The 26,004-nt window shown below is 29.9% G+C and carries 24 protein-coding genes; 7 read left to right on the top strand and 17 right to left on the bottom strand.

Annotation, left to right across the window (positions count from 1 at the left end):
* Positions 1–26: 26 nt before the first annotated feature.
* The 7 genes from rodA to ABNT14_RS10510 all read right to left on the bottom strand — a co-directional run bounded on the left by rodA (position 27) and on the right by ABNT14_RS10510 (position 7,718).
* On the bottom strand, positions 27–1,304 hold the full coding sequence (gene rodA / locus ABNT14_RS10540) for a rod shape-determining protein RodA (protein WP_101903173.1): 1,278 nt from the start codon (positions 1,302–1,304) through the stop codon (positions 27–29).
* Positions 1,285–3,168: a penicillin-binding protein 2 gene (gene mrdA / locus ABNT14_RS10535; RefSeq protein ID WP_101903172.1), complete on the bottom strand. Its 1,884-nt coding sequence runs from the start codon at positions 3,166–3,168 to the stop codon at positions 1,285–1,287. Before mrdA ends, rodA begins: the two co-directional genes overlap by 20 nt.
* Positions 3,169–3,225: 57 nt before the next feature.
* Positions 3,226–3,732, bottom strand: a complete 507-nt coding sequence (gene mreD, locus ABNT14_RS10530; protein WP_101903171.1) for a rod shape-determining protein MreD — start codon at positions 3,730–3,732, stop codon at positions 3,226–3,228.
* Positions 3,725–4,540, bottom strand: a complete 816-nt coding sequence (gene mreC, locus ABNT14_RS10525) for a rod shape-determining protein MreC (RefSeq protein WP_101903170.1) — start codon at positions 4,538–4,540, stop codon at positions 3,725–3,727. The genes mreD and mreC overlap by 8 nt, the downstream gene beginning before the upstream one ends.
* A gap of 17 nt (positions 4,541–4,557) precedes the next feature.
* The gene (locus tag ABNT14_RS10520) at positions 4,558–5,586 is read right to left on the bottom strand and encodes a rod shape-determining protein (RefSeq protein ID WP_058885847.1); all 1,029 of its coding nucleotides are present in this window, start codon (positions 5,584–5,586) and stop codon (positions 4,558–4,560) included.
* An 83-nt stretch (positions 5,587–5,669) separates the two neighbouring features.
* Positions 5,670–7,196, bottom strand: a complete 1,527-nt coding sequence (purH, locus tag ABNT14_RS10515) for a bifunctional phosphoribosylaminoimidazolecarboxamide formyltransferase/IMP cyclohydrolase (protein ID WP_101903169.1) — start codon at positions 7,194–7,196, stop codon at positions 5,670–5,672.
* 69 nt (positions 7,197–7,265) lie between these two features.
* Positions 7,266–7,718: a GAF domain-containing protein gene (locus tag ABNT14_RS10510; protein ID WP_101903168.1), complete on the bottom strand. Its 453-nt coding sequence runs from the start codon at positions 7,716–7,718 to the stop codon at positions 7,266–7,268.
* Between the two features lie 107 nt (positions 7,719–7,825).
* On the opposite strand from ABNT14_RS10510, the gene ABNT14_RS10505 reads away from it, so the two are divergent.
* The 3 genes from ABNT14_RS10505 (at position 7,826) to ABNT14_RS10495 (ending at position 10,903) form a co-directional block, all read left to right on the top strand.
* Positions 7,826–8,239 (top strand): HYC_CC_PP family protein, encoded by a 414-nt coding sequence (locus ABNT14_RS10505; RefSeq protein ID WP_101903167.1) that lies wholly within the window; start codon positions 7,826–7,828, stop codon positions 8,237–8,239.
* A 68-nt stretch (positions 8,240–8,307) separates the two neighbouring features.
* Positions 8,308–10,539 (top strand): TonB-dependent receptor, encoded by a 2,232-nt coding sequence (locus ABNT14_RS10500; protein WP_101903165.1) that lies wholly within the window; start codon positions 8,308–8,310, stop codon positions 10,537–10,539.
* Between the two features lies 1 nt (position 10,540).
* Complete coding sequence (locus ABNT14_RS10495; protein WP_101903164.1) at positions 10,541–10,903, top strand: heavy-metal-associated domain-containing protein; 363 nt, start codon at positions 10,541–10,543, stop codon at positions 10,901–10,903.
* A 61-nt stretch (positions 10,904–10,964) separates the two neighbouring features.
* Here the strand turns inward: ABNT14_RS10495 and ABNT14_RS10490 are convergent, their stop codons facing one another.
* The 7 genes from ABNT14_RS10490 to ABNT14_RS10460 all read right to left on the bottom strand — a co-directional run bounded on the left by ABNT14_RS10490 (position 10,965) and on the right by ABNT14_RS10460 (position 20,202).
* Complete coding sequence (locus tag ABNT14_RS10490) at positions 10,965–11,900, bottom strand: pseudouridine synthase (protein ID WP_180947659.1); 936 nt, start codon at positions 11,898–11,900, stop codon at positions 10,965–10,967.
* A gap of 38 nt (positions 11,901–11,938) precedes the next feature.
* Entirely contained in the window at positions 11,939–12,856 is a 918-nt protein-coding gene (locus ABNT14_RS10485) for a geranylgeranylglycerol-phosphate geranylgeranyltransferase (RefSeq protein WP_101903162.1), read from the bottom strand.
* 11 nt (positions 12,857–12,867) lie between these two features.
* The gene (locus tag ABNT14_RS10480; protein WP_101903161.1) at positions 12,868–13,794 is read right to left on the bottom strand and encodes a mevalonate kinase family protein; all 927 of its coding nucleotides are present in this window, start codon (positions 13,792–13,794) and stop codon (positions 12,868–12,870) included.
* 50 nt (positions 13,795–13,844) lie between these two features.
* Positions 13,845–14,168 (bottom strand): hypothetical protein, encoded by a 324-nt coding sequence (locus ABNT14_RS10475; protein ID WP_101903160.1) that lies wholly within the window; start codon positions 14,166–14,168, stop codon positions 13,845–13,847.
* Positions 14,169–14,334: 166 nt separating this feature from the next.
* Complete coding sequence (locus ABNT14_RS10470) at positions 14,335–15,429, bottom strand: diphosphomevalonate/mevalonate 3,5-bisphosphate decarboxylase family protein (protein ID WP_101903159.1); 1,095 nt, start codon at positions 15,427–15,429, stop codon at positions 14,335–14,337.
* A gap of 144 nt (positions 15,430–15,573) precedes the next feature.
* The gene (locus tag ABNT14_RS10465) at positions 15,574–17,022 is read right to left on the bottom strand and encodes a SusD/RagB family nutrient-binding outer membrane lipoprotein (RefSeq protein WP_101903158.1); all 1,449 of its coding nucleotides are present in this window, start codon (positions 17,020–17,022) and stop codon (positions 15,574–15,576) included.
* Between the two features lie 15 nt (positions 17,023–17,037).
* Entirely contained in the window at positions 17,038–20,202 is a 3,165-nt protein-coding gene (locus ABNT14_RS10460; RefSeq protein WP_101903157.1) for a SusC/RagA family TonB-linked outer membrane protein, read from the bottom strand.
* A 407-nt stretch (positions 20,203–20,609) separates the two neighbouring features.
* Here ABNT14_RS10460 and ABNT14_RS10455 point away from each other — a divergent pair, with 407 nt between their 5' ends.
* From ABNT14_RS10455 to ABNT14_RS10440, 4 genes are all read left to right on the top strand, one after another.
* The gene (locus tag ABNT14_RS10455) at positions 20,610–20,843 is read left to right on the top strand and encodes a hypothetical protein (RefSeq protein ID WP_101903156.1); all 234 of its coding nucleotides are present in this window, start codon (positions 20,610–20,612) and stop codon (positions 20,841–20,843) included.
* Positions 20,844–20,864: 21 nt separating this feature from the next.
* On the top strand, positions 20,865–21,152 hold the full coding sequence (locus tag ABNT14_RS10450; protein WP_101903155.1) for a hypothetical protein: 288 nt from the start codon (positions 20,865–20,867) through the stop codon (positions 21,150–21,152).
* A 92-nt stretch (positions 21,153–21,244) separates the two neighbouring features.
* Positions 21,245–21,841 (top strand): hypothetical protein, encoded by a 597-nt coding sequence (locus tag ABNT14_RS10445; RefSeq protein ID WP_101903154.1) that lies wholly within the window; start codon positions 21,245–21,247, stop codon positions 21,839–21,841.
* A gap of 131 nt (positions 21,842–21,972) precedes the next feature.
* Positions 21,973–22,419, top strand: a complete 447-nt coding sequence (locus ABNT14_RS10440) for a KTSC domain-containing protein (protein WP_101903153.1) — start codon at positions 21,973–21,975, stop codon at positions 22,417–22,419.
* A gap of 89 nt (positions 22,420–22,508) precedes the next feature.
* Here the strand turns inward: ABNT14_RS10440 and ABNT14_RS10435 are convergent, their stop codons facing one another.
* Genes ABNT14_RS10435 through ABNT14_RS10425 form a run of 3 tightly spaced genes read right to left on the bottom strand, consistent with a single transcriptional unit; the run spans position 22,509 to position 25,983 of the window.
* Positions 22,509–23,717 carry an NAD(P)/FAD-dependent oxidoreductase gene (locus tag ABNT14_RS10435; protein WP_101903152.1) on the bottom strand — a complete coding sequence of 403 codons (1,209 nt, stop codon included), beginning with the start codon at positions 23,715–23,717 and terminating at the stop codon, positions 22,509–22,511.
* 48 nt (positions 23,718–23,765) lie between these two features.
* On the bottom strand, positions 23,766–24,707 hold the full coding sequence (locus ABNT14_RS10430) for a GYDIA family GHMP kinase (RefSeq protein ID WP_101903151.1): 942 nt from the start codon (positions 24,705–24,707) through the stop codon (positions 23,766–23,768).
* A 4-nt stretch (positions 24,708–24,711) separates the two neighbouring features.
* Positions 24,712–25,983, bottom strand: coding sequence for a hydroxymethylglutaryl-CoA reductase, degradative (locus ABNT14_RS10425; RefSeq protein ID WP_101903150.1), 1,272 nt, complete (start codon positions 25,981–25,983; stop codon positions 24,712–24,714).
* Between the last annotated feature and the right edge of the window lie 21 nt (positions 25,984–26,004).

Here is a 26,004-nt window from a genome sequence, read left to right as displayed (position 1 = left end):
TTGTTTTATGAATAAAAACATTTATTTTAAAAATCATATTTCTTGTGCGCATCTAAGCGGATAAAAATAAATAATAATACGGTAAAACCCCATAATGATGAGCCTCCGTAGCTAAAAAAGGGCAGCGGAATACCAATAGTAGGTAACAAACCGATAACCATTCCGATATTTACAACAATATGAAAAAATAGAATAGAGGCAATGCCGTATCCGTATACACGTCCAAATTTATTTGTTTGATTTTCGGCTAAATAAATAATTCGATAAAGTAATAACATAAATATTATAATTACTGCCGAACTTCCTAAAAAGCCCCATTCTTCGCCTACAGTACTATAAATATAATCGGTTTCTTGTTCGGGTACAAATTTCCCTTGAGTTCTGTCGCCTTGTAAAAAACCTTTACCAACTAAACCACCCGAACTAATGGTTAATTTTGATTGATAGGTGTTATATCCTTTGTTTTTAAGGTCGGTGGTTTTTCCTAATAAAATATCAAATCGGTCTTTTTGATGCGGTTCTAATACATTTTCATAGGTATAACCGATACCGTAAATAAATAAAGTTGTAAATAAGTATAATGATATAATTTTAAGCGCATTGAATCTTAAAAAGCGTTTGTCTTTATAAAATCCACGAGCAAGTCCTGAGCTAATAAGTAATAAACAGCTGAAAAGAATCCAATTTGCTCCGAAATAGATTGTTAGAATAAATAAAATAATTGAAATAGTTCCAAAAACAATATAATTTAATGTTAAACCTTCTCTGTTTAAAACAAAAAAGAAAGAGAAGTAAATTAAAACAGAGCCCATATCAGGTTGTAAGGCAATAAGCAGAGCGGGTAAAAAAATAATTGCAAAAGCTTTTAATTGATTTTTAAGTAGTTTAAAATTATATTTTCTATCGCTAATTAATTTAGCGAGTGCTAATGCTGTAAATGCTTTTGAAAATTCGGAAGGTTGTAGACCGATTCCACCAAAATTATACCAAGAAGTTGCACCATTAATTTTTTTTCCGAAGATAAAAACTCCTGCTAATAGCACTAACGAAAGCACGTATAGAACACTTGCAAATCGTTCATAAAATTTTGAATTTAAAAAGAGAACCAAAACTATTAGTGGAATACTGAGTCCTATAAAAATAAATTGTTTTCCATATTTGGTTGAAAAATCAAAAAATTGTCGGGTAGTATCTGTTGATGATGAGGCGTAAATATTCATCCATCCAAAGCCAACAAGTAATAGATATAGTAAAATGAGTAGCCAATCTATGTTTTCAAAAATATTATTTCGTTCCTGACGCAAGGGTATCGTTTTTTTTAATTAATTTTTCATATTCTTTTTGAAGGCTCATATGTATCATACGGTCTTCTACATATTTTCTTGAAATTTTTCCTGTAAGGTATTTTTCAATCAATAAACTTGTTATTGGTGCTGCTATTGTTGAACCGTATCCTCCGTTTTCAACAAAAATAGCAATGGCAATTTTAGGATTATCTTTTGGGGCAAACGCAATAAATATAGAATGGTCTTTTGCTTGTACTTTTTTACCATCGACCATTTTTGTTTTATTTTCGGAAGTTCCTGTTTTTCCACAAATTTCAATGCCTTTTACCTGACTACCTCTTGCGGTTCCGTTGGTAAATACTTCGTGCATTGCTTGAATAGCAATTGGAAAGTGTTTTGGGGCTATAGTGGTATGTCTTTTGGCAGTATAAAGAGTATCTTTAATGGTTTCATTATCAATTTTTTTAACAATATGAGGTGTATGAAAATAACCTTTATTGGCTATTGCTGCTGTCATATTAGCTAACTGCATAGGTGTAGTTAATATTTCTCCCTGACCAATGGCATTTGAAATTGTATAAGTAGCGCTCCACCTGTTTTTATACCATTTGTTATAAAATGCGGCATCAGGAACAGTTCCTTTTCTTCCAACAGGTAGGTCATATCCTAAAAAATTACCTAAACCAAAACTTTCTACGTGTTTACTCCAGGTATCCATTCCTGTTTTTGGGTTGCCCGATTTATCGATAATTTTTTTATAAACAGTAGCAAAATAACTATTACATGATTTTGCAATAGCTGTTTTTAAACGAATAGGTCTGCCTGTAATACCACAATGACAGCCCATAAACTGTCTTCTTCCTGATCCGTAGCTATATCCGTGGTGGCAATAAACGCCAAAATCTTTATCAATAACTTCTTCTTGTAAACCGATTAATCCGTTGAGTATTTTAAAGGGTGATCCTGGAGGATACATTGCTTGAAGCCCTCTATCGAAAGTAGGCATATTAATAGTGTCATTAAATAATTTTACAGAATTTGGAGAGCGTTTTCTTCCAACTAATAGGTTAGGGTCATAGGAAGGAGCGGTTATAAGTGCTAAAATTTCGCCAGTTTTTGGTTCAATGGCTACAATACCACCTCTTTTTCCTGTCATTAAAAGTTCTCCGTATGCTTGAAGTTCGCTATCAATGGTTAGGGTTAAATCTTTACCTGTTACGGCAAGTGTATCGTACAGTCCGTTTTTGTAAGATCCTGTAATTTTGTTTAAGTTGTTTCTTTTAAAGCGTTTTTTACCTTTAACACCTCTAAGAACTCTTTCGTATTGTTTTTCAACCCCCATTTTTCCTATCAGCTCTCCTTGCTCATAGTAGTTATTTGTTCTTGCTTTTTCTTCGTTTACTTCGGCAATAAAGCCTAAAATATTTGCAGCAGATTTAACAGGGTAATCTCTAATAATACGCTTTTGGATATAAAACCCTTTGTATTTTGGTAGTTTTTCTTGTAGATAAGCAAAATCTTCTTTAGCTAATTGTTTTAAGAAAACCGAAGGTAGCCAACGAGCAAAATTTTCAGCCTTTTTAAAGCGTTTCTTAAAGCTTTTTGTATCAATTTTTAACAGATTACAAAATTCTAAGGTATCTAAAGGAGTTACATTTTTAGGAACTACCATTACATCGTATGATAGCTGATTTGCGACTAATAATTTTCCGTTACGGTCATACATATAACCACGCTCAGGGTAATCATATTCAATTTTTACGGCAGAACTTTGTATGGGGTTAATATTTGCACCCTCAATAATTTGCAATTGAAATAGCTTTGCTATATAAATGACTCCAACTAGTGTTATTAAAAATAGGAGTAAAAAACTTCGTTTCATTTCTGATGCTTTATGTGTTGCTCAATAAACAGAGTAATAGGGGAGGATTGGTATTTTTTATTTTAATTTTTTTCTAAAGATAAAACTACCTAAAAAATACAATGTTAATGTGAAAATACTAGAATATAAGGTGTTTAAAAGTACTTTAGTGATATTGTAAAAACTAAAATTAATCAAACTAAATAAGATAAAGTGATGTACAAGTGTTAAAATTAATGTGTAATTAAATACCTTATCAAAAGTTTCTAATTTTAGGCTGAATAATAAATAATCAGGTTCATTTTTTTTAAATATTTTTTTGATAAAAAACAACCTAATATAAGCGATAAATAAAATTGAAAACGCGTGTATTCCTCCTGAATTGGAAAAAGTATCTACACCTAAACCCAATAAAAAAGCCAAGGTTAAAAAAGAAAATCGATCTGATTTTAAAGGATAGAAAAAAACAAAACAGATGTATAAATAAGGGTTTATATAGCCTAAAAACAACACGTTATTTAATACTAAAACTTGCAGTAATAATAAAAAAACAAATAAAAATAGGATGTAAATGGTTTTATTCATTGTTGTTTTCGATACTTTTAATTGCCTCTTTATCAAGGTTTGTAACAATGTAAATATGCCCTAAATTAGCCATATCATTAAATAATTTAATATCAATAGTGTTTGCTGCCGATAAATTTTCAGGAATTTTACTAACACTTCCTATTAAAATTCCTTTGGGGAAAATAGTAGATTTTCCGCCTGTAACAATGGTATCACCAATATTTAGAACAGTTTGTCGAGGAACATCAGTTAGTTGCACGGTGTTATAATCTTTACCGTTCCATTTTAAAGTTCCGTAATAATTATTGTTTTTAAACCCTGCGTTAATTTTACTTTTAGAGTTTAAAATAGATTGAACTCTTGAGTATTTACTACCAACATTGTCGGTAATACCTATAATTCCTTTACTATTTATAACCGCCATTTCTTTGGTAATACCGTGATTACTACCACGGTTTATGGTTATAAAGTTATCAATATTATTGTAAGGATTGTTGTTTATTTTTCCATTTATATATAAAAACTGTTGCGTTGAATTTAACGTATCTATATTGATGGAATCAACAATAGTAGAAAGCGCTTCTAGCTTGTTTTTAAGAATAGTATTTTCGAGAGAAAGCTCTTTATTACGGCTTTTTAAATATAGATATTCAGAAAAACTCGCTGATTTTTCATAAAACCCACCTGTAATAAAATTTGTAGAGCTGATAAATTTACTCTTATGAAAAGAATTATTATTGATAATTAATGCAACAGCAATAATTTCGAGAAAGAGAAAAAACAAGAAGTTTTTATACCTCTGAAGAAAATAAAGAAGCTGTTGCATAAATAATCATTCAAAATTTATTTGATTAATACAGTTTTGTATTTTTCAAGGTTTTTTAAGGCAATTCCTGTTCCACGTACCACTGCACGTAACGGGTCTTCGGCAACATAAACAGGTAAATCTGTTTTACGAGACAAACGCTTGTCTAAGCCACGAAGCATAGAACCTCCACCAGCTAAATAAATACCGCTATTGTAAATATCAGCAGCTAATTCAGGTGGTGTTTTTGATAAGGTTTCCATTACCGCATCTTCAATACGTAATATTGATTTGTCTAAAGCTTTGGCAATTTCTCTATAAGAAACCTGTACTTGTTTTGGTTTTCCACTTAATAAATCACGTCCTTGTACCATCATATCATCAGGCGGACTTTCTAAATCTTCAGTAGCAGAACCTATTTGTATTTTTATTCTTTCAGCAGTCGTTTCTCCTACATATAAATTGTGCTGTGTACGCATATAATACATAATATCACTAGTAAATAAATCACCAGCAACTTTTACAGATTGGTCGCAAACAATACCCGCAAGAGCGATTACTGCAATTTCGGTAGTACCTCCACCAATATCAATAATCATGTTTCCTTTAGGCTCCATAATATCAATACCAACACCAATAGCTGCTGCCATTGGTTCAAAAATCAAATAAATTTCCTTGGCATTCATATGGCGACCCGAATCAATAACAGCACGTTTTTCAACCTCTGTAATTCCTGAAGGAATACAAATAACCATTCGTAATGAAGGTGGAAAGAGTTTCTTTTTGATTGCCGGAATTTGCTTTACAAATTCTTTAATCATTTCTTCGGATGCCTGAAAATCTGCAATTACGCCATCTTTTAACGGACGAATTGTTTTGATATTTTCATGAGTTTTCCCCTGCATTCTGCTAGCTTCATGACCAGTAGCAATAATTTTACCAGTCAATCGGTTACGTGCAACAATGGAAGGGTTGTCAATAACAACCTTTCCATTGTGAATTATAAGTGTGTTTGCAGTACCTAAATCGACTGCAATATCTTCTGTCATAAAATCGAAGAATCCCATATAAATTCCGTTGTTTTTACTTATTTTTAATGTAATCTTACAAATTTAATGAAAATCTGCGGGTAATTTACATTGAATATAAATTAATGTTTAAAATGTCTTGTTCCTGTAAAAACCATAGAAACATTATTCTCATTACAATAATCAATACTTAATTGATCTTTAATAGAACCTCCTGGCTGAATTACACTTTCTATTCCTGCATTTTTTGCTATTTCTACACAATCAGGGAAAGGGAAAAAAGCATCACTTGCCATTACAGCACCATTTAAATCAAAATTAAAAGTTTTTGCTTTTGTAATAGCTTGTGTTAAGGCATCAACTCTACTTGTTTGACCAGTTCCACCAGCTAATAATTGCTTGTTTTTTACTAAAATAATAGTATTAGACTTGGTGTTTTTACACAATTTAGATGCAAATAATAAATCATCTAATTGAGCAGTAGTAGGTCTTGTATCGGTAGGATATGTTAAGTGTTCTAACTTATCAGTAATATTGTCTTTATCTTGTATTAAAACACCGTTTAATGCTGTTCTAACAGTTTGTGTAGGTAAAGCAACTTCTTTCTGAATTAAAAGTACTCTATTCTTTTTTCCTTTTAAAATATCTAAAGCATCATCATCAAAAGAAGGAGCAATTACTACTTCACAAAATAATTTATGAATTTCTTCAGCAGTAGCTTTATCTATTGTTGTATTAGCAATTAAAATTCCACCAAAAGCAGAAGTAGGGTCACCAGCTAAAGCATCTACATAGGCATTATATATGTTTTCTCTTTGTGCAAAACCACAAGCATTATTATGCTTTAAAATGGCAAAAGTAGGCGCTTCACCTTTAAATTCGTTCATTAAATTTACGGCAGCATCAACATCAAGTAAATTGTTGTAGCTTAATTCTTTTCCGTGTAATTTATCAAACATTGCGTCTAAATCACCAAAGAAATATCCTTTTTGATGTGGATTTTCACCATATCTTAAAGTTTTAGAAGTAGTTTCACTTGCTTTGTAAACAACTTCATCTTCATTAAAGTAGTTAAAAATAGCAGTATCGTAATGAGAAGAAACATTAAAAGCTTTAGCAGCTAATTTTTTTCTATCACTAATTGTAGTTGTTCCGTTACTTGCAGTAATTGTGTTTAAAAAATCGCCGTATTGTTCCATTGAAGAAACAATAATAGTGTCTTTAAAGTTTTTTGCAGCAGCACGGATTAATGAAATTCCACCGATATCTACTTTTTCAATAATATCTTGTTCAGGAGCTCCTGAAGCTACTGTTTTTTCAAAAGGATATAAATCAACAATTACTAAATCTAATTGAGGAATATTGTATTCTTGCATTTCAGCAACATCACCATCATGATCTTGACGATTTAAAATACCTCCAAATACTTTTGGATGTAATGTTTTTACACGTCCACCTAAAATAGAAGGATAAGAAGTTACTTCTTCAACAGGTACTACATTAATACCTAAGTCTTTTATAAAAGATTCTGTTCCTCCTGTAGAGTAAATAGTTACTCCTAAGTCGTTCAATTTTTTTACTATAGGTTCTAATCCGTCTTTATGAAAGACTGAAATTAGTGCAGATTTGATAGTTTTTTCGTTGCTCATTGTTGTTGTTTTGTTAAGCTTACAAAGCTACTAAAAGCCTAATGGTTATACAATAATTATTTTATTATTTTAAATAAATAAAGCTACTTTTTTACAGATATATTCTAATAAAGCTTCATCATCTGATGTAAAAATATTAGCGGTGTGAGAATCAATATCAATTTGACCAATATTTTGATTATCAACAAAAATAGGAATTACAATTTCCGATTTTACTTTCCATCCACAAGAAATATAATTATCTTGCTCTGTAACATCTTGCACAACAAAATTCTCATTACTAACAGCTACTTGTCCACAAATTCCTTTTCCAAAAGGTATAATTATATGGTCAGTAGGTTCGCCATTAAATTGTGCTAATTTTAATTCGTCTTTATCTCCATTTTTAAAATAAAACCCTACCCAGTCATAGTAAGACACTTTAGCTGCTAGGTAGTCACAAATTTGCTGTAATTTTTCTTCTTTTGTAGTATTACTTTCTGTAATATTATTTATATTATTTTTTAAATCTTGTAAGTTCATAATTAAAAATTTAGTATCTTATTCGTAATTTAAATTAACAACTTACAAAAATAACTTTAACTATTATTAAATAATAAAAAAAATGATTTTTTGTATATTTGCACTAAATGAAACTTTTTTTTACTAAAATATCAACCATATTATTAGCTTTGCTAGTATTATTCTCTACCTTATCTTTTAGTGTAGAAAAGCATTATTGTGGTGATTTTTTAGTTGATACCTCTTATTTAGGTAATGCAGATAGTTGCGGAAGTATTTCAAATAATGATACTTGCGAAACTATAATTAAGAAAAAAGAATGTTGTAAAGATGAAGTAGAACAAATTAAAGGTCAAGATGAAATATTTAAAGATTCTTTAGATAAAATAAGTTTTGATAAAGTAAAGTTTGTTCTTGCTTTTTATGCGTCTTATAAATTACTTTTTCAAGCTCTTGAAAAACAAGATGTATCACATACTGATTACACTCCGCCTGATTTAATTTTTGATATTCAGGTACTTCATGAAGTTTTTATTATATGATTTTACAATTTTTTTAGGTACGTATTAATAATACGTAACAAATTATTGTTGAATTTAAATATAATATAATGAAAATATATATACTCGGTATTTTAATACTGATTTCTTCTGTTGCCTTTTCTCAAGGTGAGTTTAAAGGTATGATTATGGATAAAAATAATCAAAAAAATAATTTAGGTGTTTACGGTGCTAGTGTTCATTGGTTAGATACAAATGTAGGTGTAACAACCAATGAAAAAGGATGGTTTACAATACCTTATAAAACCGAATATAAAAAGCTAGTGATTAGTTTTGTTGGTTTTAAAACCGATACAATTACTATAAATAGCTTAAAACCAATTCATCATTTTTTAAAAGAAAGTAATGCTTTAAATGAGGTTGTTGTTAAATCTAAAAAAAGTGCGACTCAAAAATCGTATTTAGCATCTCAAAATTTAGTAACCATTAATAGTGCAGAACTTTTAAAATCGGCATGTTGTAATTTAGCTGAAAGTTTTGAAACAAATCCGTCAATTGATGTTAATTATTCTGATGCTTTAACAGGTACAAAGCAAATTCAAATGTTGGGCTTAACAAGTCCATATTTGTTAATAACTCAAGAAAATATTCCTTCTATCCGAGGAGCATCTCAAGCATTCGGACTTTCATTTACACCAGGAACTTGGGTAGAAAGTATTCAAATTACTAAAGGAGCGGGAAGTGTTGTTAATGGATATGAAAGTATTTCAGGGCAAATAAATGCAGAATTGGTAAAACCGTTTACAAATCATCGGTTTTTTGCAAATGCTTATGCTTCGGCAGGAGGTAGGGTTGAGTTTAATACGCATTTTAATCAGAAAATAAGTGATAAATGGCAAACAGGAATTTATATCCATGGAAATTCTAGAAATCAAAAATTTGATAATAATAAAGATGGTTTTTTAGATAATCCGTTAGCCAAACAGATTAATGTTATGAATCGTTGGGAATATATTAATGCTAAAAAAGGATGGATTAGTTTTATTAATTTTAGATATTTAGATGATAATAAACAACTAGGTCAACTAGCTTTTAATCCTGATTTTGATAAAGGTTCTACCACTATTTGGGGAAGTGAAATCAATACAAAACGTTTTGATGCTTCTGCTAAATTAGGGTATGTTTTTCCTGATTTACCTTTTCAAAGTATGGGAATTCAAACAGCTTATAGTCATCATAAACAAGATTCTTATTTCGGATTAAGAGATTATAATATTGAACATGAAAGTTTATTTTCTAGTGTTACTTTTAATTCTATTATTGGCGATACAAGAAATAAATTTAAAACAGGACTTAGTTTTACATACGATACTTATAATGAGTTTGTAAAGGTTTCTGATGCTCAAAATTTTGATAGAAAAGAAAATTCTTTAGGTGCTTTTTTTGAATATGCTTATGATAATTCAGAAAATTTAAGCGTTACCGCTGGTTTAAGAGTTGATACTCATAATTTATTAGGAACTTTTTTAACACCACGTTTACACATCAGGTATACGGCTTGGGAAAAAGGAGTTTTTAGAGCATCCGTAGGAAAAGGAAAAAGAAGTGCAAATATTTTTGCTGAAAATCAACAGTTTTTTGCATCCTCTAGAGGTTTAAATATTGACAATGAAGGAGGTGATATTTATGGGTTAAATCCTGAAGTTGCGTGGAATTATGGTGTATCTTTTTTACAAGGATATAAATTATTTGGTAAAAAAGGAGATGTTACTTTTGATTTTTATCGAACAGATTTTACGAATCAAGTAGTTGTTGATTGGGAAAATCCGCAGGAAATAGCATTTTATAATTTAAACGGAAAAAGCGTTGCTAATAGTTTTCAGTTAGAAGTAAATCAAAATATAATTCCTTATTTTAATACTCGTTTTTCGTATAAATACTATGATGTAAATACTGATTTTAAATCAGGAAATTTAAATAAAGCTTTACAAGCTAATCATCGATTTTTTACAAATGTATCATACGAAACAGAGAAAAAAGAAAATAATGCTCATTGGAAATTTGATGTAACTTATAATTGGGTAGGGGAGCAACGATTACCAAATACACAGCAATTAACAGCCTATTCTAAGAGTTATAATTTATTAAATGCACAAATAACAAAAGTGTTTTCTAAGAAGTTTGAAATTTATGCAGGTGCAGAAAATATAACAAACTACAAACAAAAAAATCCGATACAGGGAAGTAGTAATCCGTTTGGTTCAAATTTTGATACAACAATTATATACGCCCCAATATTTGGAAGTAATTATTATACAGGTTTAAGATTTAAAATAGATTAAGATGAAAAAAATAGCAGTAGTACTAGTAGTTTTATTAATGAGTGTGTCTGTATCGGCACAAAAAAAGAACAAAAATGCCAAGATTTCTTTAAATGTTGATGGCGTTTGTGGAATGTGTAAAAATCGTATTGAAAAAGCGGCTTTAAATTGTAAAGGCGTTAAATATGCTAATTGGAATGTAAATACACATGAGTTAAAATTAATTGTTGATGAGCGTAAAACCGATGTTAAAACAATTCAACAAAATGTAGCAAATGTTGGTCATGATACCAAAGCAGTAAAAGCACCAATAACAGCTTATGAAGACTTACATCCTTGTTGTAAATATAGAAGTGAAGAAATACAAGAAGACCATAAGAAGTAGTAAAATATAGGTCATAAAAAAATCCCGAGCTTAAACTCGGGATTTTTATTATAAACGTTTTTTATAACATTTTTAAAGTGTTTACTTCTTGTTCAGTTAACTCACGCCATCTACCACGAGGTAAATTACGTTTTGTCATTCCAGCAAAAACAACACGGTCTAGCTTTGTAACAGTGTATCCGAAGTGTTCAAATATTTTACGTACAATTCTGTTTCTTCCAGAGTGTATTTCAATACCAACTTCTGTTTTTCTTTCACCTTCTACATAAGAAACGGCATCAATAAAAACTTTTTTACCTTCAATAATAACATCTCCACGTAATTTATCTAAATCAGATATAGATAATTTTTTATCTAAAGAAGCATGATATAATTTACGTACGTTATGTTTTGGATGTGTTAATTTTTTAGCTAATTCACCATCGTTTGTAAATAATAATAAACCAGTAGTATTTCTATCTAGTCTTCCAACAGGATAAATACGTTCTTTGGTAGCATTAGCAATAAGCTCCATAACTGTTTTACGCCCACGTTCATCTTCCATGGTAGTAATATAGTTTTTAGGCTTATTTAATAAAATGTAACGCTTTTTTTCGATAGAAATTAAAGAGCCATCAAAACGAACTTCATCGGTAGGTTGTACCTTGTAGCCCATTTGTGTCATTAATTTACCGTTTACAAAAACACTTCCGTGTTCTATGTAAGTATCAGCTTCTCTACGAGAACAAATTCCTGAATTAGAAATGTATTTATTTAAACGAATTCCAGCCGTTTCATCATTACTTACTTGGGCTGTTTTATTAGGTTGAGATTTTTTAAAATCTCTTTTAATTTGTTTTTTATTATCAGAAGCACTAGTTGCAAATCTTGGTTTTTCTGATGACTTTCTAGCAGGTCGGTCAGAATTATTAGATTTATCTGTTCTAAAAGATTTTTTTTCACGAGGATTGCTGTTCTTGTCAGCCTGTCGTCCTCTCGACGAGTTTTTTGAATTCATAATTGTGTTTTAAAAAAGAGTGCAAAGGTACAGTAATTTTAATCTAAAGCAATAACTACTTTATCTAAAATTAAAGATTTATCTATAAAAAGTAAACTAAAAACACCTATTAATAGCAATATTTTTAAGGTGTTATGTAAAATTCTATATTGATTTGTTTTTGTAGCTTTCCAAGTATAAAAACCAGTAAAAACTAAAACAATAGCAGCTAAATAAAAGTAATATTTCATGTATTCAATTGCTGGATAATTAAATAAAATCCCTATTGGAACTAATGTTAAAATCATTAATAAAATGATTAATTTTTTAGTGTTTTTTTCGCCATACTTAACAGGAAATGTATTGTAATTATTAATGAAAGCACCTTTTATATTTTCTAAGTTTTTAATCAATTCTCTAATCAATATAATTAGAAATAGAAAAATAGCATGTACAAAAATTACTTTAGAAAAATTTTTATAATGTACAAAAATGACAAAAAAAGGAACTATTGTTAAAATGGTAACGCTTATTAAGCCTATAAATGGGTGTTTTTTTAGTTTATGAGAATAAAACCAAATTCCGAAGATATAAACAGCAAAAAATAACGCTGCTCTCCAAGATACCAACCCTCCGAAGCAAAAGCCTATAAAATTTAATGAAAAGTATAGTAATAATTTAGTTTCTTGCTTTACATAAGAATCTAAGCCCGATTTTATAGGACGATTTATTTTATCAGCATCTTTATCATAAAAATTATTGATAATATAGCCTGATGCAACCACACATATTGTGGCAATAACTAAATATAATAAATGCCAATCGAAAAGTACTGGTTTTACTGATTTTTGATCAGAAAAAATAAAAATAGCAGCCAAATATTGGGCTGCTATTAATACTAAAATATTGTAGCCTCTAACAACTGATAATAGGCTGAATAATTTTTTTAAAAATGTATTTACATTAAAAGTGCTCATATTAGCATTACTTAAAATCGATACACTAATTCTAATTTATAATTTTTTAAGCTTGTTTTTGCTTTTTCGTAATCTTCAGTAAATCCTAAAATGTACCCACCACCCCCAGAACCACAAAGTTTTAAGTAGTAATCATTAGTTTGAATACCTTTTTCCCAAACTTTATGAAAAGCAGAAGGAATCATAGGTTTGAAATTTGTTAAAACAACTTTTGATAATTTTTTTACGTTACCAAATAACGATTTTACGTTTCCTTGTAAAAAATCATCAATACAAGCATCGGTATGTAATGAAAACTCTTCACTTAACATTTTTCTAAAACCTTCGTTTTTCATCTTATTCATAAAGATGTTTACCATTGGTTCAGTTTCACCTGCTTGTTCAGAATCTAATAAAAATACAGCACCTTTTCCTTGTTTTTGAGAAGGAATACCTGCTGGTTCAATATTTTCTGTTGAATTGATTAAAATAGGTAAGCTTAAATAAGAGTTTAAAGGGTCTAATCCAGAGCTTTTTCCATGGAAAAAAGATTCCATTAATGAGAAAGTTTGCTTTAAAACTAACAGTTTATCACGTGTTAGGTTTTCTAAAACAGTAATTTTGTTATCAGCATATTTATCATATATTGAAGCAACTAATGCTCCTGAGCTTCCAACACCATATCCTTGAGGTATTGATGAATCAAAATACATCCCTTTATCAATATCATTTTTAAATGAAACTAAATCAAAAGAAACTATTTCTGAATTTAAATTTTGCAAATAGTTATAAAACTTATTTAAATTTGTGTTCGATTTTTTAGCTTCACCAGTTAATGTGCTTGCTGATTTTAAAACACCTTTGTATGAGTTGAATGGAATTGCCAAGCCTTTAGAGTCTTTTATAATTCCATACTCTCCGAATAATAATATTTTTGCGTAAAATAAAGGTCCTTTCATAACTGATTTAATAACTTAGCAAAAGTACGATAAAAGTACTAGTATACAAACTAGTACACATTTTTGTAAAAAGTTTTCCAAACTCCTATTTTTTTGTTGTTTCGGTATTTTCCTTTGGTTTTTATTTTGCCATTTTTGTAAAAGGTTTTCCAAACACCTTGTTTTTGATTATTGTTATATTTTCCTTGCTCTAAAAGTTCACCTGTTTTATAAAATGTTTTTAGCGTACCTTTAAATTCTTGAACACTGTAATATTCATGATTTTTTTTAATGGTCTTTTGTTTGTTTTTATCGAGCCAAGTTATTTTTTGAGCGGTAACAGTAGTGCTTAATAAGCTCAAAAATAACAAGATTATTACTGTTGAGGTTTTCATGTTTTGATAATATAAATTAATTCATCTAAAAAAAATATAGCAAAAAGCAAAAAATCGAATCCGTCAAACTGAATTTATTTCAGTTTCTCATGTTAATTTGCCAAGCTTATGCGATGCTGAAATAAATTAAGTTTGACGATAATTTGGTCTTTTTATAATTTTTTATTTAAGATTCTAGCTCTTTCGCTCCAAAACCTACATAATCTTTAATATACTGATTTTTTTGACAATAATCGGCTAAATTATTTTTAATAAATAATTCTATTTCTGTTTTTTCATTTTCAGGATACAATACATGAACATTTGCACCAGCATCTAAAGTAAAACAAATATTGCTATTATTTTCGGCTCTATATTCCCAAATTTTATTGATAACTTCTAGTGTATTTGGTTTCATCAATATAAAATACGGATTGCTAGTAAGCATCATTGCATGCAGGGTTAATGCCTCGCTTTCTACCAAAGTAATAAATTCGTCTATTTTTCCATTTTGAAGAATTTCAGACAATTTTGACAGGTTTTCATTTGCTTGAATAAAACGCTGTTCGGCGTACGGGTGCTTGTGCATTAAATTGTGTCCGACTGTGGAAGAAACTTGTTTTTCACCTTTATCGACTAATAAAATCGTATCACAATAATTTTCAAAAATCGGATGTATTTTATACGGAAATTTAACGGCAAATAAATCAGAACTTCCTTCAATTTGAGGATGTTTTCCCCAAACGACTAATTTTCCTTGGATACTTCTGCTAGCGCTTCCAGAACCTAAACGAGCTAAAAAAGAGGCTTTTTTATGGATAAAATCGGCAGTTAAACTAGGATTCAAATCTTTTTCTAAATTTAATAAACACATGGTAATTGCCGACATTCCACTTGCTGATGATGCAATTCCACTACTATGAGGAAAGGAGTTTTCAGAAGAAATAATCATTTTATAGTCTAAGATGTACGGGCAGTATTGTTCAATTCTTTCAAAGAATTTAGCAATTTTAGGTTTAAAGTCATCTTTCTTTTTTCCTTCAAAAAATAATTCAAAAATTGCTTTATTACTTTTTGATGTTTCTGCTATTTTTTCAAATTGAATGCTTGTTATTGTATGGCAATTATTCAGTGTAAAGCTTATAGAAGCATTTTTAGGGATTTGCAGTTTGCTTTTTCCCCAATATTTTACCAAAGCAATATTACTAGGTGTTTGCCAAGTGTAAGTGGCTTTTTGAATTGTTTCTGTTACTTTTTTTGAAATAAAATCTGCTGTATTCAATTTTGTTACTGTTTACAACAAAGATATGTAAAGATATGTTTTGTAGTAGGTATTTGAAAACTTAAATTCAGTAAATAAAAAAAGGCTGTCTTTTTAAAGACAGCCTTTAGTAATAAATAAAATATACTAATTCAAATAATTATATTATTTAGCCCACCATAATTTAGTGTCTAAGTTATCAGGTCCTTGAGAGGCAACTGTAGCGGTATGGTTATCTGTATTGTTATTTGCAACACTAGTAGCATACGCTTGTCTTTGAGGAATATCCGTTCCTTGTAATTGAGTTGCTGGCTTAACAATAGTAGCTGGTCCACCAATTCTTCTCCATTCTGCCCATGATTCATATCCTTGCATATATAATGCAACCCATTTTTGCTCAGCAATAGACTGAACACCTGCATAGGTAACACTTGCTACAAATGCATCAGCATCAGCAGAACTAACACCCCATTGTGTCATAGATTCTTTGATTCCTGCTTCAAAATAATTTTTAGCATTACCAGACATCCATCCAAGTTCTACAGCTTCAGCTTTAGAGAAATTGATTTGAGCTGCAGTAAACATCATTGCTTGATAGTCTTTTACAGTTGTAATTGATGTACTCATTTGTGAGAAATCAGCATCAGCTGTATTGGCTTCTCCATAAGGAGCTCCAATAAAATGAGTACCTACAGGTTCAGCATATTTAGCTAAACGAGGATCTTGAGGTGCAGATGTAGATCCTGAACCAATCATATAGTTTACTAATACATCAGACATAATCCAATCAACTCTTCCTTCATCTCCAAATTGATCTTGAAAAGGATTGTCATTTGAATCATCTTTTAAATATTGATAAAAAATATTTTCTGATGAAGAACTAATTGCACCACCAATAGCTTCGTTAAATTTAGTTTTAGCTAAGCCACCTAAATCTGTATTTCTCTTAGATAAACGTAATGCCATTACTACTTTTAAAGTATTACCAAATTTTTTCCATCGGTTCATATCTCCGTTAAAGATAATATCTCCTTTAGGTCCAGCGTTTGCCATATTGATTGAAGCTAAAGCTCCATCAATTTCATTAAATAATCCTTTATATACATCTTCTTGACTATCTAATTTAGGTGTTTTGTTTTCAACACCTAATAAAGCTTCAGAATAAGGAATATCACCCCATCTATCTGTAGCTCCATGTAAAAAATATGCTCTTACTAAAGTAGCTACAGCGATAATATTACTTTCATTTAAAACACCAGAACCTTTAGTTGTTTTGATTACCTCATTTAATGAGTTTAAAGGACGTGTGTATATATCACCATAACTCCAGTTTAAAGTTTCATATCTACTTTCTTGAGGGTACTGTCCATTAGAAATATATTGAGAATATAACATCGCTGTTGAGTTAACTAAAACTCCACTAGGTCTGTCTTCATCAGTATTTGTATTAGAATCTGCAATAGCAACCATTGCCGTTGTTAATAAACCAGGTGCAGAAGCTTTAGTAGAAGCATTTGGATCTATATTCGTGTCTCCAAAATCTACAGAAGTACAACTAAGTACTGATGCCGAAATTGCTACGGAGAACATTATTTGTTTAAAATTTGTTTTCATTTTAATATTGTTTAATTAAAAGGTGAATTTAGTATTAATACCTATAGTACGAGCTGCAGGTAATTGCCCATTTTCAATCCATTCGTAATTGTTATATCCATTAATTCTACTTCCCCTAGATCTTCCTTGAAGTTCAGAAGGGTCTATTCCTTTTACTTCTGAGTGAATTAACCATACATTATTAGCAAATACACTTAAGTTAATATCAGTAAAAAAGCTGTTTTCAAGAGCAGATTTTGGTACGTTATAACCTAATCTGATCGTTCTTAATTTAAGGTATGTAGCATCATTAACAAATTCTTCATGAATACTTACTAAGTTTTCTTTCCATAATTTAGCTGGTGTCACTAAAAAGCTTTGTGCATTACCATCAGCATCTACACCTGAAGTTAATTGACCACCTGAATTAGGTGCTGCATCAGTTAAGTTTACACTGTAAGCTTCGTGAGCACCTGCACCAATAATTTTATTACGAATAGGGTTTCCTAAAGAGTTGTTTCCAACAGTTTCTATACCATTACCAGAATAATTAGTATATCTTCTTGTAACTCCATAAAATTTACCACCAACTTGGTAATCAAAACCTAAAGAAAGGTCAAAGTTTTTATACGTTAAATTACTTGTAAAACCACCAGTTACGTCTGGTAAAATAGATCCTAAGTATTTGTTGTTTTCAAATTCATATAATCCATCAGCACCTAGTACTTTATTTCCTTTAGCATCTCTTTTATAGGCGTTACCATAAATAGCTCCCCATTCTTCGCCTCTTCTTTCTAATAATTGAGGTCCCCAAGAGTCAATAATATTTGTTTTAACTCCTTTAGCAATAAAATCAACTTTTCTTTTTAAAGTAGCAGCATTTATTGCTACATTCCATTTTAAATCGTCGGTTTTTATAATATCTCCAGAAATAGCTAATTCAAATCCATTAGAAGACTGTTCTCCTTCGTTAGATACAAAACTATAGTAACCTGTAGATGTTGGTAACGAAACGTCAGAAGGTAAATTTTTATCCTCTCTAGAAAAATAAGTTGCATCTAAACTGATACGATTATGTAAAAAACGTAATTCTATTCCAAATTCGTTTTCAGAACGTAAACCTCCTTCTAAATTAGGATTAACAGCAGTATTAGGAGCTATAGAAGTTCCGTTAGAACCGTAAGAAGTTCCTGCATCATAGGTAGGGTTTAATTGAAAAGGATTTGGGAAATAAGGCGCTTGACTTGTTCCTGCTCTTAATTTACCAAAAGAAAGAATATTGTTTTCAGGAATTAATTCACTAAAAATAAATGAAGCTGATAAACCTTTTGTATCTAATCTATTATTATCTGCATTCGCAGTAGATCCGTAATCAATTCTGTAAGATCCTGTTAAATATACCAATTCTTTATATCCTAAATCAGTAGTAAGAAACATACCTCTTTCTTGTACTCTAAATTTGGTTGTATTAATACCTGGTCTATCTTTAGATGTTCCAATACTATAAAAATCTTTAGTTGTTAACCCTCCAACAGACCATGTGTCTAAAGTATTGTATTTTCTATCGATTAATTGAAAACCAGCACTAGCTTTTAACTCAAAATCGTTCCAGGTGTTACTATAATTAGTAATAGCAAATATTTCATCTTCAGATGAGGTAGTTTTTCTTTCTCTAAAACTTTCTGGAGCTAATCCTCCAAAACCAGTTTTATCACTTCTTTCGTATTGATTAATAGCTCTTTTGTAAGCAACAGAAGCATTTAGTTTTTCAGTAATTTTATAAGCTAAGGCTACTTTACCAAAAATAGCATCTTTTGTTTCTAAATTACCATCTTCATATAGTGTAAAATAAGGTGAGTTCCAATATTTAGGTCTAGGATTCGTAGGGCTATTTATATTCCAAGAAACCATTTCTCCATTTCTCTTGTAATCTTTTAACCTACTTACATCTATTTGACGTTGCCACCATTGATTTAAGTTACTCGCTAAGTTATTATATTGTCCATCAGGATCATTTTTAGTAACTCTATTAGAGTAATTAACAGTGGTAGAAAATGTTAATTTTTTATTTAAATCAAAACTTAAGTTTGTGTTAACTCTCGTTGTTTTTCTATCAGAATTTTCTAATACTAAATCTTGTTTTACTTGACCTAGAGTAGTACGGATAGAATACCCTTCACCACCTTTAGAAAAAGTTAAGCTATTATTAGTTACTTGTCCTGTTCTATAAAAATCTTTTATATTATCAGGATTTGCAGACCATGCTCTTAATTTACCAAATTCAGGATCACCTTTAATCCAAGAATCCCACTGACGCACTAGTGTACCATCTAATTCAGGTCCCCAAGATTCATCAGCCGCATAATTTACTATTTTTTGTCCGTTAAGGGTATTCCAATAACCAATAGAACTAGTATTCTCATCAGCACTACCTTTCCCATCATTTCTGTAACCTCCACCATATTGGTTTTGATATTCAGGTAAGCCAACTACACTAGATAAACCAATACTACTGTTAAATACAATTTTAGAATTACCACTTTTAGCTTTTTTAGAAATAATAACAATTGCTCCATTTTTACCAGAAGGTCCGTATAGTGCTGTAGCAGCTAAACCTTTTAATACTGTCATAGATTCAATGTCTTCTGTATTTACATCAGTACTGCTATTCAAACGAATACCATCAACTACATATAAAACATTTTTAGCTCCCCTTAAACGTACATCAGCACCTTTAAAAGAAGAAGAAGGTTGACCTGTAAATTGAATTCCAGAAACCTTCCCAGCAAGAGCCGTAGATATATCTGTTTCTCTTGTTTTAGTTAAGTCATCACCTTTTACCGTTTGTTGTGCTGAACCAATCGATTTTGGTTTACGCTTAATCCCTAAAGCAGTAACTACAACTTCGTTTAATAAGTTTGCATCATCAGCTAATACGACATTAATTTTGTTAGAAGTTCCTACTGTTTTTTGAACTGTAGCTTTACCTACAAAACTAAAAACAAGGATGTCATTTTGTTTAGCGTTAATTGAATAATTACCATCAAAATCAGTTTCTACACCAGTAGTGGTTCCTTTAATAATAATACTAACTCCTGGAAGTCCTCCAGATTCATCTGAGACAACCCCAGATATCGTTTTTTCTTGCGCAAATGTAAATTGAGACACAAGAAAAAGTAGCCATAATAATGTTACTCTCATGTTAAAAAAATTTAAATTATTTACTCAAATAACTTAAATAATATAACGATTACCTAATTTTTGTGAATAAAATATCTTTATGAGGTAAAAAAGTACCTTATTTTGGCGTTCTTGAGAAGAAACTTTAACATTATATTTAGATTTAATGAATAAAAAGTAATTAAAGATTTTTTTTTGATTAAAATAGTGGTGTTTAATTTTTGAAAATTAACTAAAACTCCTAGCCCCGATTGCAGCAATTGTTTGAGCTCTTTTTTGTTTTTTCCTTTAAAAAAAATAAAAAAAGCGAGTGCGGAAAGCGGGAAATAGCTTCAAAAAAATATTGAATTTAAAGAATAAAATTATTTTTTAATCGGTTCCTAGCATCTAAATAAGTATTTTTGTTTTGTAACAATAGCATAAAATATATGAGTAGGAAAATAAAATTACTTTGGGATTTTAAAGGACCAGATGGCTTAGCCACTGCAAAGCATCATTGCATTCATTTAAAAGAATTTGCGAAAATAGACGGCTTGTCTTATGATCAAGTAAATTATAAAGAATTAAATCCTATGCATAGTATTGCTTTTATTGTTGTCGCTGAAAATGATATGAAAATTTTTAGAGATGCTTTAAAGCCACACCGAGGAGAAATCGCTTAATTTAACTTAAAAAATAAAAATATGTTTTTAATAAATGCTTTAGCAAAACCAAAAAAATCATCAGAACATTATGATAAAGTTGTAGGGGCTTATGTAAGTTTGTATATCGATTATAAAGATATTTCAGGGGCTCTTAAACTTGCCAAAATGTATATTAAAGAGGAAGGTTGGAAATTAATAGAAATAGAAGAGGAATATTTTACACTCGACTCTATAAATGATGTTGATGAGGATCAAAAAGAATTATACGAAGAAGCTATAGAATACGGCTATACAATTATTTTTAACTGTTATCAAGAAGAAGATTAATTAGCTTTTATTATTTTGGTTCGCCTACATTTTGTAATCGAACCAAAATATTTATTTTAATTAAATTATATATGAAGCGTTGTTTTATTTTCATGATTCTTTTTTTGCCTGTTGTTGGATTTAGTCAGCATAAATTCACTAGCTATTCGGCACATACATCAATAACAATGGCAATTCGTGTAAACAACGAAATTATTGCTGGTAGAACGGCTTTTTTTGAAAAACAATCGGAAGAAAAACCGTTGATGTTTCAGCATACGAAAATGAAAATTGCAGGGCTAAATAAAGTATCTAATATTTTATCAAAATACATAGAAACACTCCAAAAAGAAATAAATACTGAGCAAATTTTATATAATATGTTGGCTGAAGACACATATAAAAAAATGCTTTTTACAAGTAACAATGAGTTGAGTTTTAAAGGAAGGAAATTAAAACTAAAAATAGATGATTTATATGCCTTTGCAGTAAAAATTAATGGACACAAATTATCGCAATTAGACAATTTTTATAAAAATCATTTTAAAACAGATACCATTTATTATGATTTTGAAGAAAATCAATTAAATTATTTTGAGTATCATTTTACCGATAAATCTAACTACGGTATTATGATGGCATTAAATTACTTGCTTTTAGAGGTTAAAACATTTCAGTTATTGTATTACGGTACGGTTATGAGTTATTAAATTAGGAATTGTTTTTGAAGTATTTAGCATATATTTTTCCTAAATAAAATAAAATATTTTAAATTTAAACAGCTTTGTGTCTCATATTCAGATAATTTGAGTAATTTCGCGGGCTAAATTATTTCATACAGATGAAACGCATAAAAGAATATAAGAAGCTTTTTAAGGTAGAAGGTCCTATAGTTTTAAAAGAATTAAAAACCACTTACCGTGGATTGGTAAAAGAGTGGCATCCTGATAAATTTCTAGACGAAGAAAAGAAATTAGAAGCAGAAGAAGTAAGTACTCAAATTATTGATGGATATCACTTTTTAGTAAGTATTGCTCCTGAAACTAAAGAAGCTCATGCTGAAGAATATAAAGCAACTATTACAGAATCGAGAGTTGCTGATTATCAACACAAAAGTATGTTGTTAGAAGTTACTTTTACCGATGGTAATACGTATGAATACTTTGGTGTAAATAGAAAGTTATTTCTTAAGTTTATAAATGCTAAATCGATAAATAACTTTGGAAAAAGAAATATTTTTAATTCTTTTACTTACAGAAAATCGAAAAAAGCAATGGCAAACGCTTAATAAAAATAGCGTAACTTTTATTATTGATTATATAAAAAAAACCTCTTTCAAATATTTGAAAGAGGTTTTTTATTCTTTTATATTTTAAATTATTCAGCAATGCTTTTTGCACAAATAAATGCACCTGTCCAAGCATTTTGAAAATTAAATCCGCCAGTAACAGCATCAATATTTAAAACTTCACCAACCATAAACAAGTTTTTATGTAATTTACTTTCAAAACGTTTAAAGTTAATTTCTTTTAAATCGACACCACCAGCAGTTACAAATTCATCTTTAAAAGTGGTACGTCCATTAGCATTAAATAATCCTTTTGTTAATTGCATTGCTAAATTATGTAATTGTTTATTACTTAAATCTCCCCAGTTTTGAGTGGTTTTTACTTCGGATGCGCTTACAAAACGTTCCCATAAACGACGAGGAATATCAGCAAATGGCGATTTTAAATGTATTTGTTTTCTTGCTTCTGATTTCTTTAAGGCAGTTAATGTATCTAAAACATCATCAAAATCTTGCCCTAACCAATTTACTAAAACATTATATTGATAATTTTTATCAGCTAAAATACGTGCTCCAAAAGCTGATAATTTTAAAATTGCAGGACCACTTAATCCCCAATGTGTAATTAATAAAGGCCCTGAATTTTCTAAATTTGTTCCTACTAATTTTACATCAGCATTAGGAACAGATATTCCGCCTAAATCTATAATTCTTTTATCTTTGATATTAAAAGTAAATAATGAAGGCACAGGTTCAACAACACTATGCTCTAAAGTTTTACATAAATCCCAAACTTTTTTAGAACTACCAGCTGCAATTACTAAATAATCGGCTTCAAATTGTTGTTCTTTTGTATTGAGAATCCATTGTTCATTATTTTTCTCAACAGAATTTACACCATGATTTTTTAAGACTTTAATTCCTAATTTATTAACAGCATTTTGAAAACAATCAATAATTGCTTGCGATGTATTTTCTTCAGGAAAAACTCTGTTATCATCTTCAATTTTCAAGGGAACGCCTCTGTCATCAAACCATTCAAAAGTATCGCCTGTCATAAATTGATGAAAAGGACCTAAAAGTTCTTTTTCTCCTCGAGGATAAAATTTCACTAATTCTTTCGGTTCAAAACAAGCGTGTGTAACATTACAGCGTCCGCCACCAGAAATTTTTACTTTTTGTAAAACTTCTTTTCCTTTTTCAAGAATGGTAATATCTAAATCAGGATTTTGTTCTTTTGCATTAATTGCTGTAAAATGTCCTGCAGCACCGCCACCTATAATAATTACTTTTTTCATTATTTATTTTTATCCGTTTGAATAATTTTGATATTTTTCTAAAAACGATTATAAAACCATTTTTTGATAAGGAACAATTGTATTATATTCTTTTTCTTCAAAATAATTTACTGTATTTTCATTTCCTGTAGCTAAAACAAAATCTCCACCCCAAGCACCTAAGCTTTTTATTTCGCCAAAATAATCTGGAAATAATCGTTTTTTTACGGGTTGTTGTTTGATAATCGAACTGATTATTTGTTCGTGTTCAACGATTATTTTATTGATATTTTTAGTAGAATCTGCCTTTAAAAATTGCTGTGTTAAATTGTTTATTTCAGGAATTAATTTTTTAGCTTCTTCTCGATGATTTTTATATTGTGCAATTCCTTCTCGGCTATTTTGTTTTTGATTTAAATAGATAAAAAATAATTCATCTGTAAAATTAGGATTGAATTCTATTTTTGATACAATCGGTTTTTTTGCATCTAGTTGATATAAAATAGGCGTGTTATTACTTGCACAAGCAATATCATAACCACTTCCTGAAAAGGCATTTTGCAACAAAATAAACGGATTAACTTTTGCCCAAGTAGCAATGTTATTTATTAAAGTTGATGAACTTCCTAAGCCCCAATTTTGCGGAAAAGTTAAGTTTGTTTTTACAAGATAACCGTTTTTATCATCATTTTTATCGCTTAAAAAATCAGGATTTAATTTTTTAGCTTCTTGTAAAATATCTGATAAAGTTTCTGCGATAAATTCGGCATTTCCTTCTTTATCAGAATTAAAAGTAGCAGAAGTTAGGCGTAACTTTGGCAAATCAAAAGTAGCTTCAAACCAACATTCGCCAGTATTGGTAAAACTTCCCCAAATAAGTTGTTGTTCTTTAATGGGTTCAACTGTTAAATCTTGCCCAAATTTAGTAGGAACAGCCAACGATGTTGCACCGTCTAAAACAAGATATTCACCTGTTAATAATAATTTTCCGTTGCTGTAAAATGTATCCAAAATTTTATTTTCTTAATTCGTTAACTTTATCAACTACAGCACTATGAGAAACAGTTTTGTTATCAAAATAAGTGGTAACAATTTCTTTTTCTTGGGATGTTGCTTCTAACTGATTTAAAATATTTTGCAAGTGCATTTTCATGTGTCCGTGCTGAATTCCTTTAGTTGTTAAAGCACGTAAAGCGGCAAAATTTTGAGCTAAACCAGCAGTTGCAATAATTTCCATTAACTGTTTTGCTGATGGTTTTTGCATCATGTCTAACGATAATTTTGCCATAGGATGTAAAGCTGTTAAACCTCCAACAGTACCAAGAGCAAGCGGAATTTCAATCCAAAATTTAAAGATCCCGTCTTTTGTTTCACAATGCGTTAAACTTCTGTATTGTCCATCTTTTGAAGCATAGGCATGTGCACCAGCTTCAATAGCTCTAAAATCGTTTCCTGTGGCTAAAACTACCGAATCAATACCATTCATAATTCCTTTATTATGAGTTACGGCTCTGTAAGGTTCTATTTCAGCAATTTTAACAGCTTGTTCAAATTTTTGAGCAAATTTCTGAGGATTTTCTCCGCCTAAATCTTCAATTTTACAAGAAACTTCAGCTCGAACCAAACACTGTGGAACATAATTTGATAAAATACTCATGACAATTTCTATATCATCTTTTCTAAAAGTTTTTGCAATAGCTTCTAAACAAGAATTGATGAAATTTGCACCCATGCTATCTTTTGTTTCAAAAGTTACATGAAGTTGATAATAATCAGCAAGTTTATCGGTTTTATCAATTAATTGAATATCTAAAATACCTCCGCCACGTTTTTCCATATTTTTGGTAATGGAAGCTGTTGCGGTATATAAATTTTCTTTTTGTTGCTCAAAATAAGTTGTCAACGCTTTTTTATCGCCTTGATACATAAAATGTACTTGTCCGATTTTGGTAGTAGAAACAACTTCAGTTTTAAAACCACCACGAGTACTCCAATATTTTGCAACTAACGATGCCGCAGCAACAACAGAGCTTTCTTCAACGACCATCGGAATTACATAATCTTGCCCATTGATGATGAAATTTGGCGCAATTCCGTAGGGCATATAAAAGTTAGAAATGGTGTTTTCTATAAAATCGTCATGTAATTGTTGTAGTTTTTCATCAGTATTCCAATATTGTTTTAATGTTTGTATAATTTCAGGTTGATTATTAAAATAATTTTTAATTAACCAAGCTATTTTTTCTTCTTTTGTAAGTTTAGAAAATCCAGCAATAATTTTAGACATTCTCATTTAATTTTAGGTGCT

Source organism: Tenacibaculum dicentrarchi (assembly GCF_964036635.1).
In the GTDB taxonomy this organism is placed as follows: domain Bacteria; phylum Bacteroidota; class Bacteroidia; order Flavobacteriales; family Flavobacteriaceae; genus Polaribacter; species Polaribacter dicentrarchi.
The sequence above is the reverse complement of the archived record's forward strand: the minus strand, read 5'-3'. Positions and strand labels throughout refer to the sequence as shown.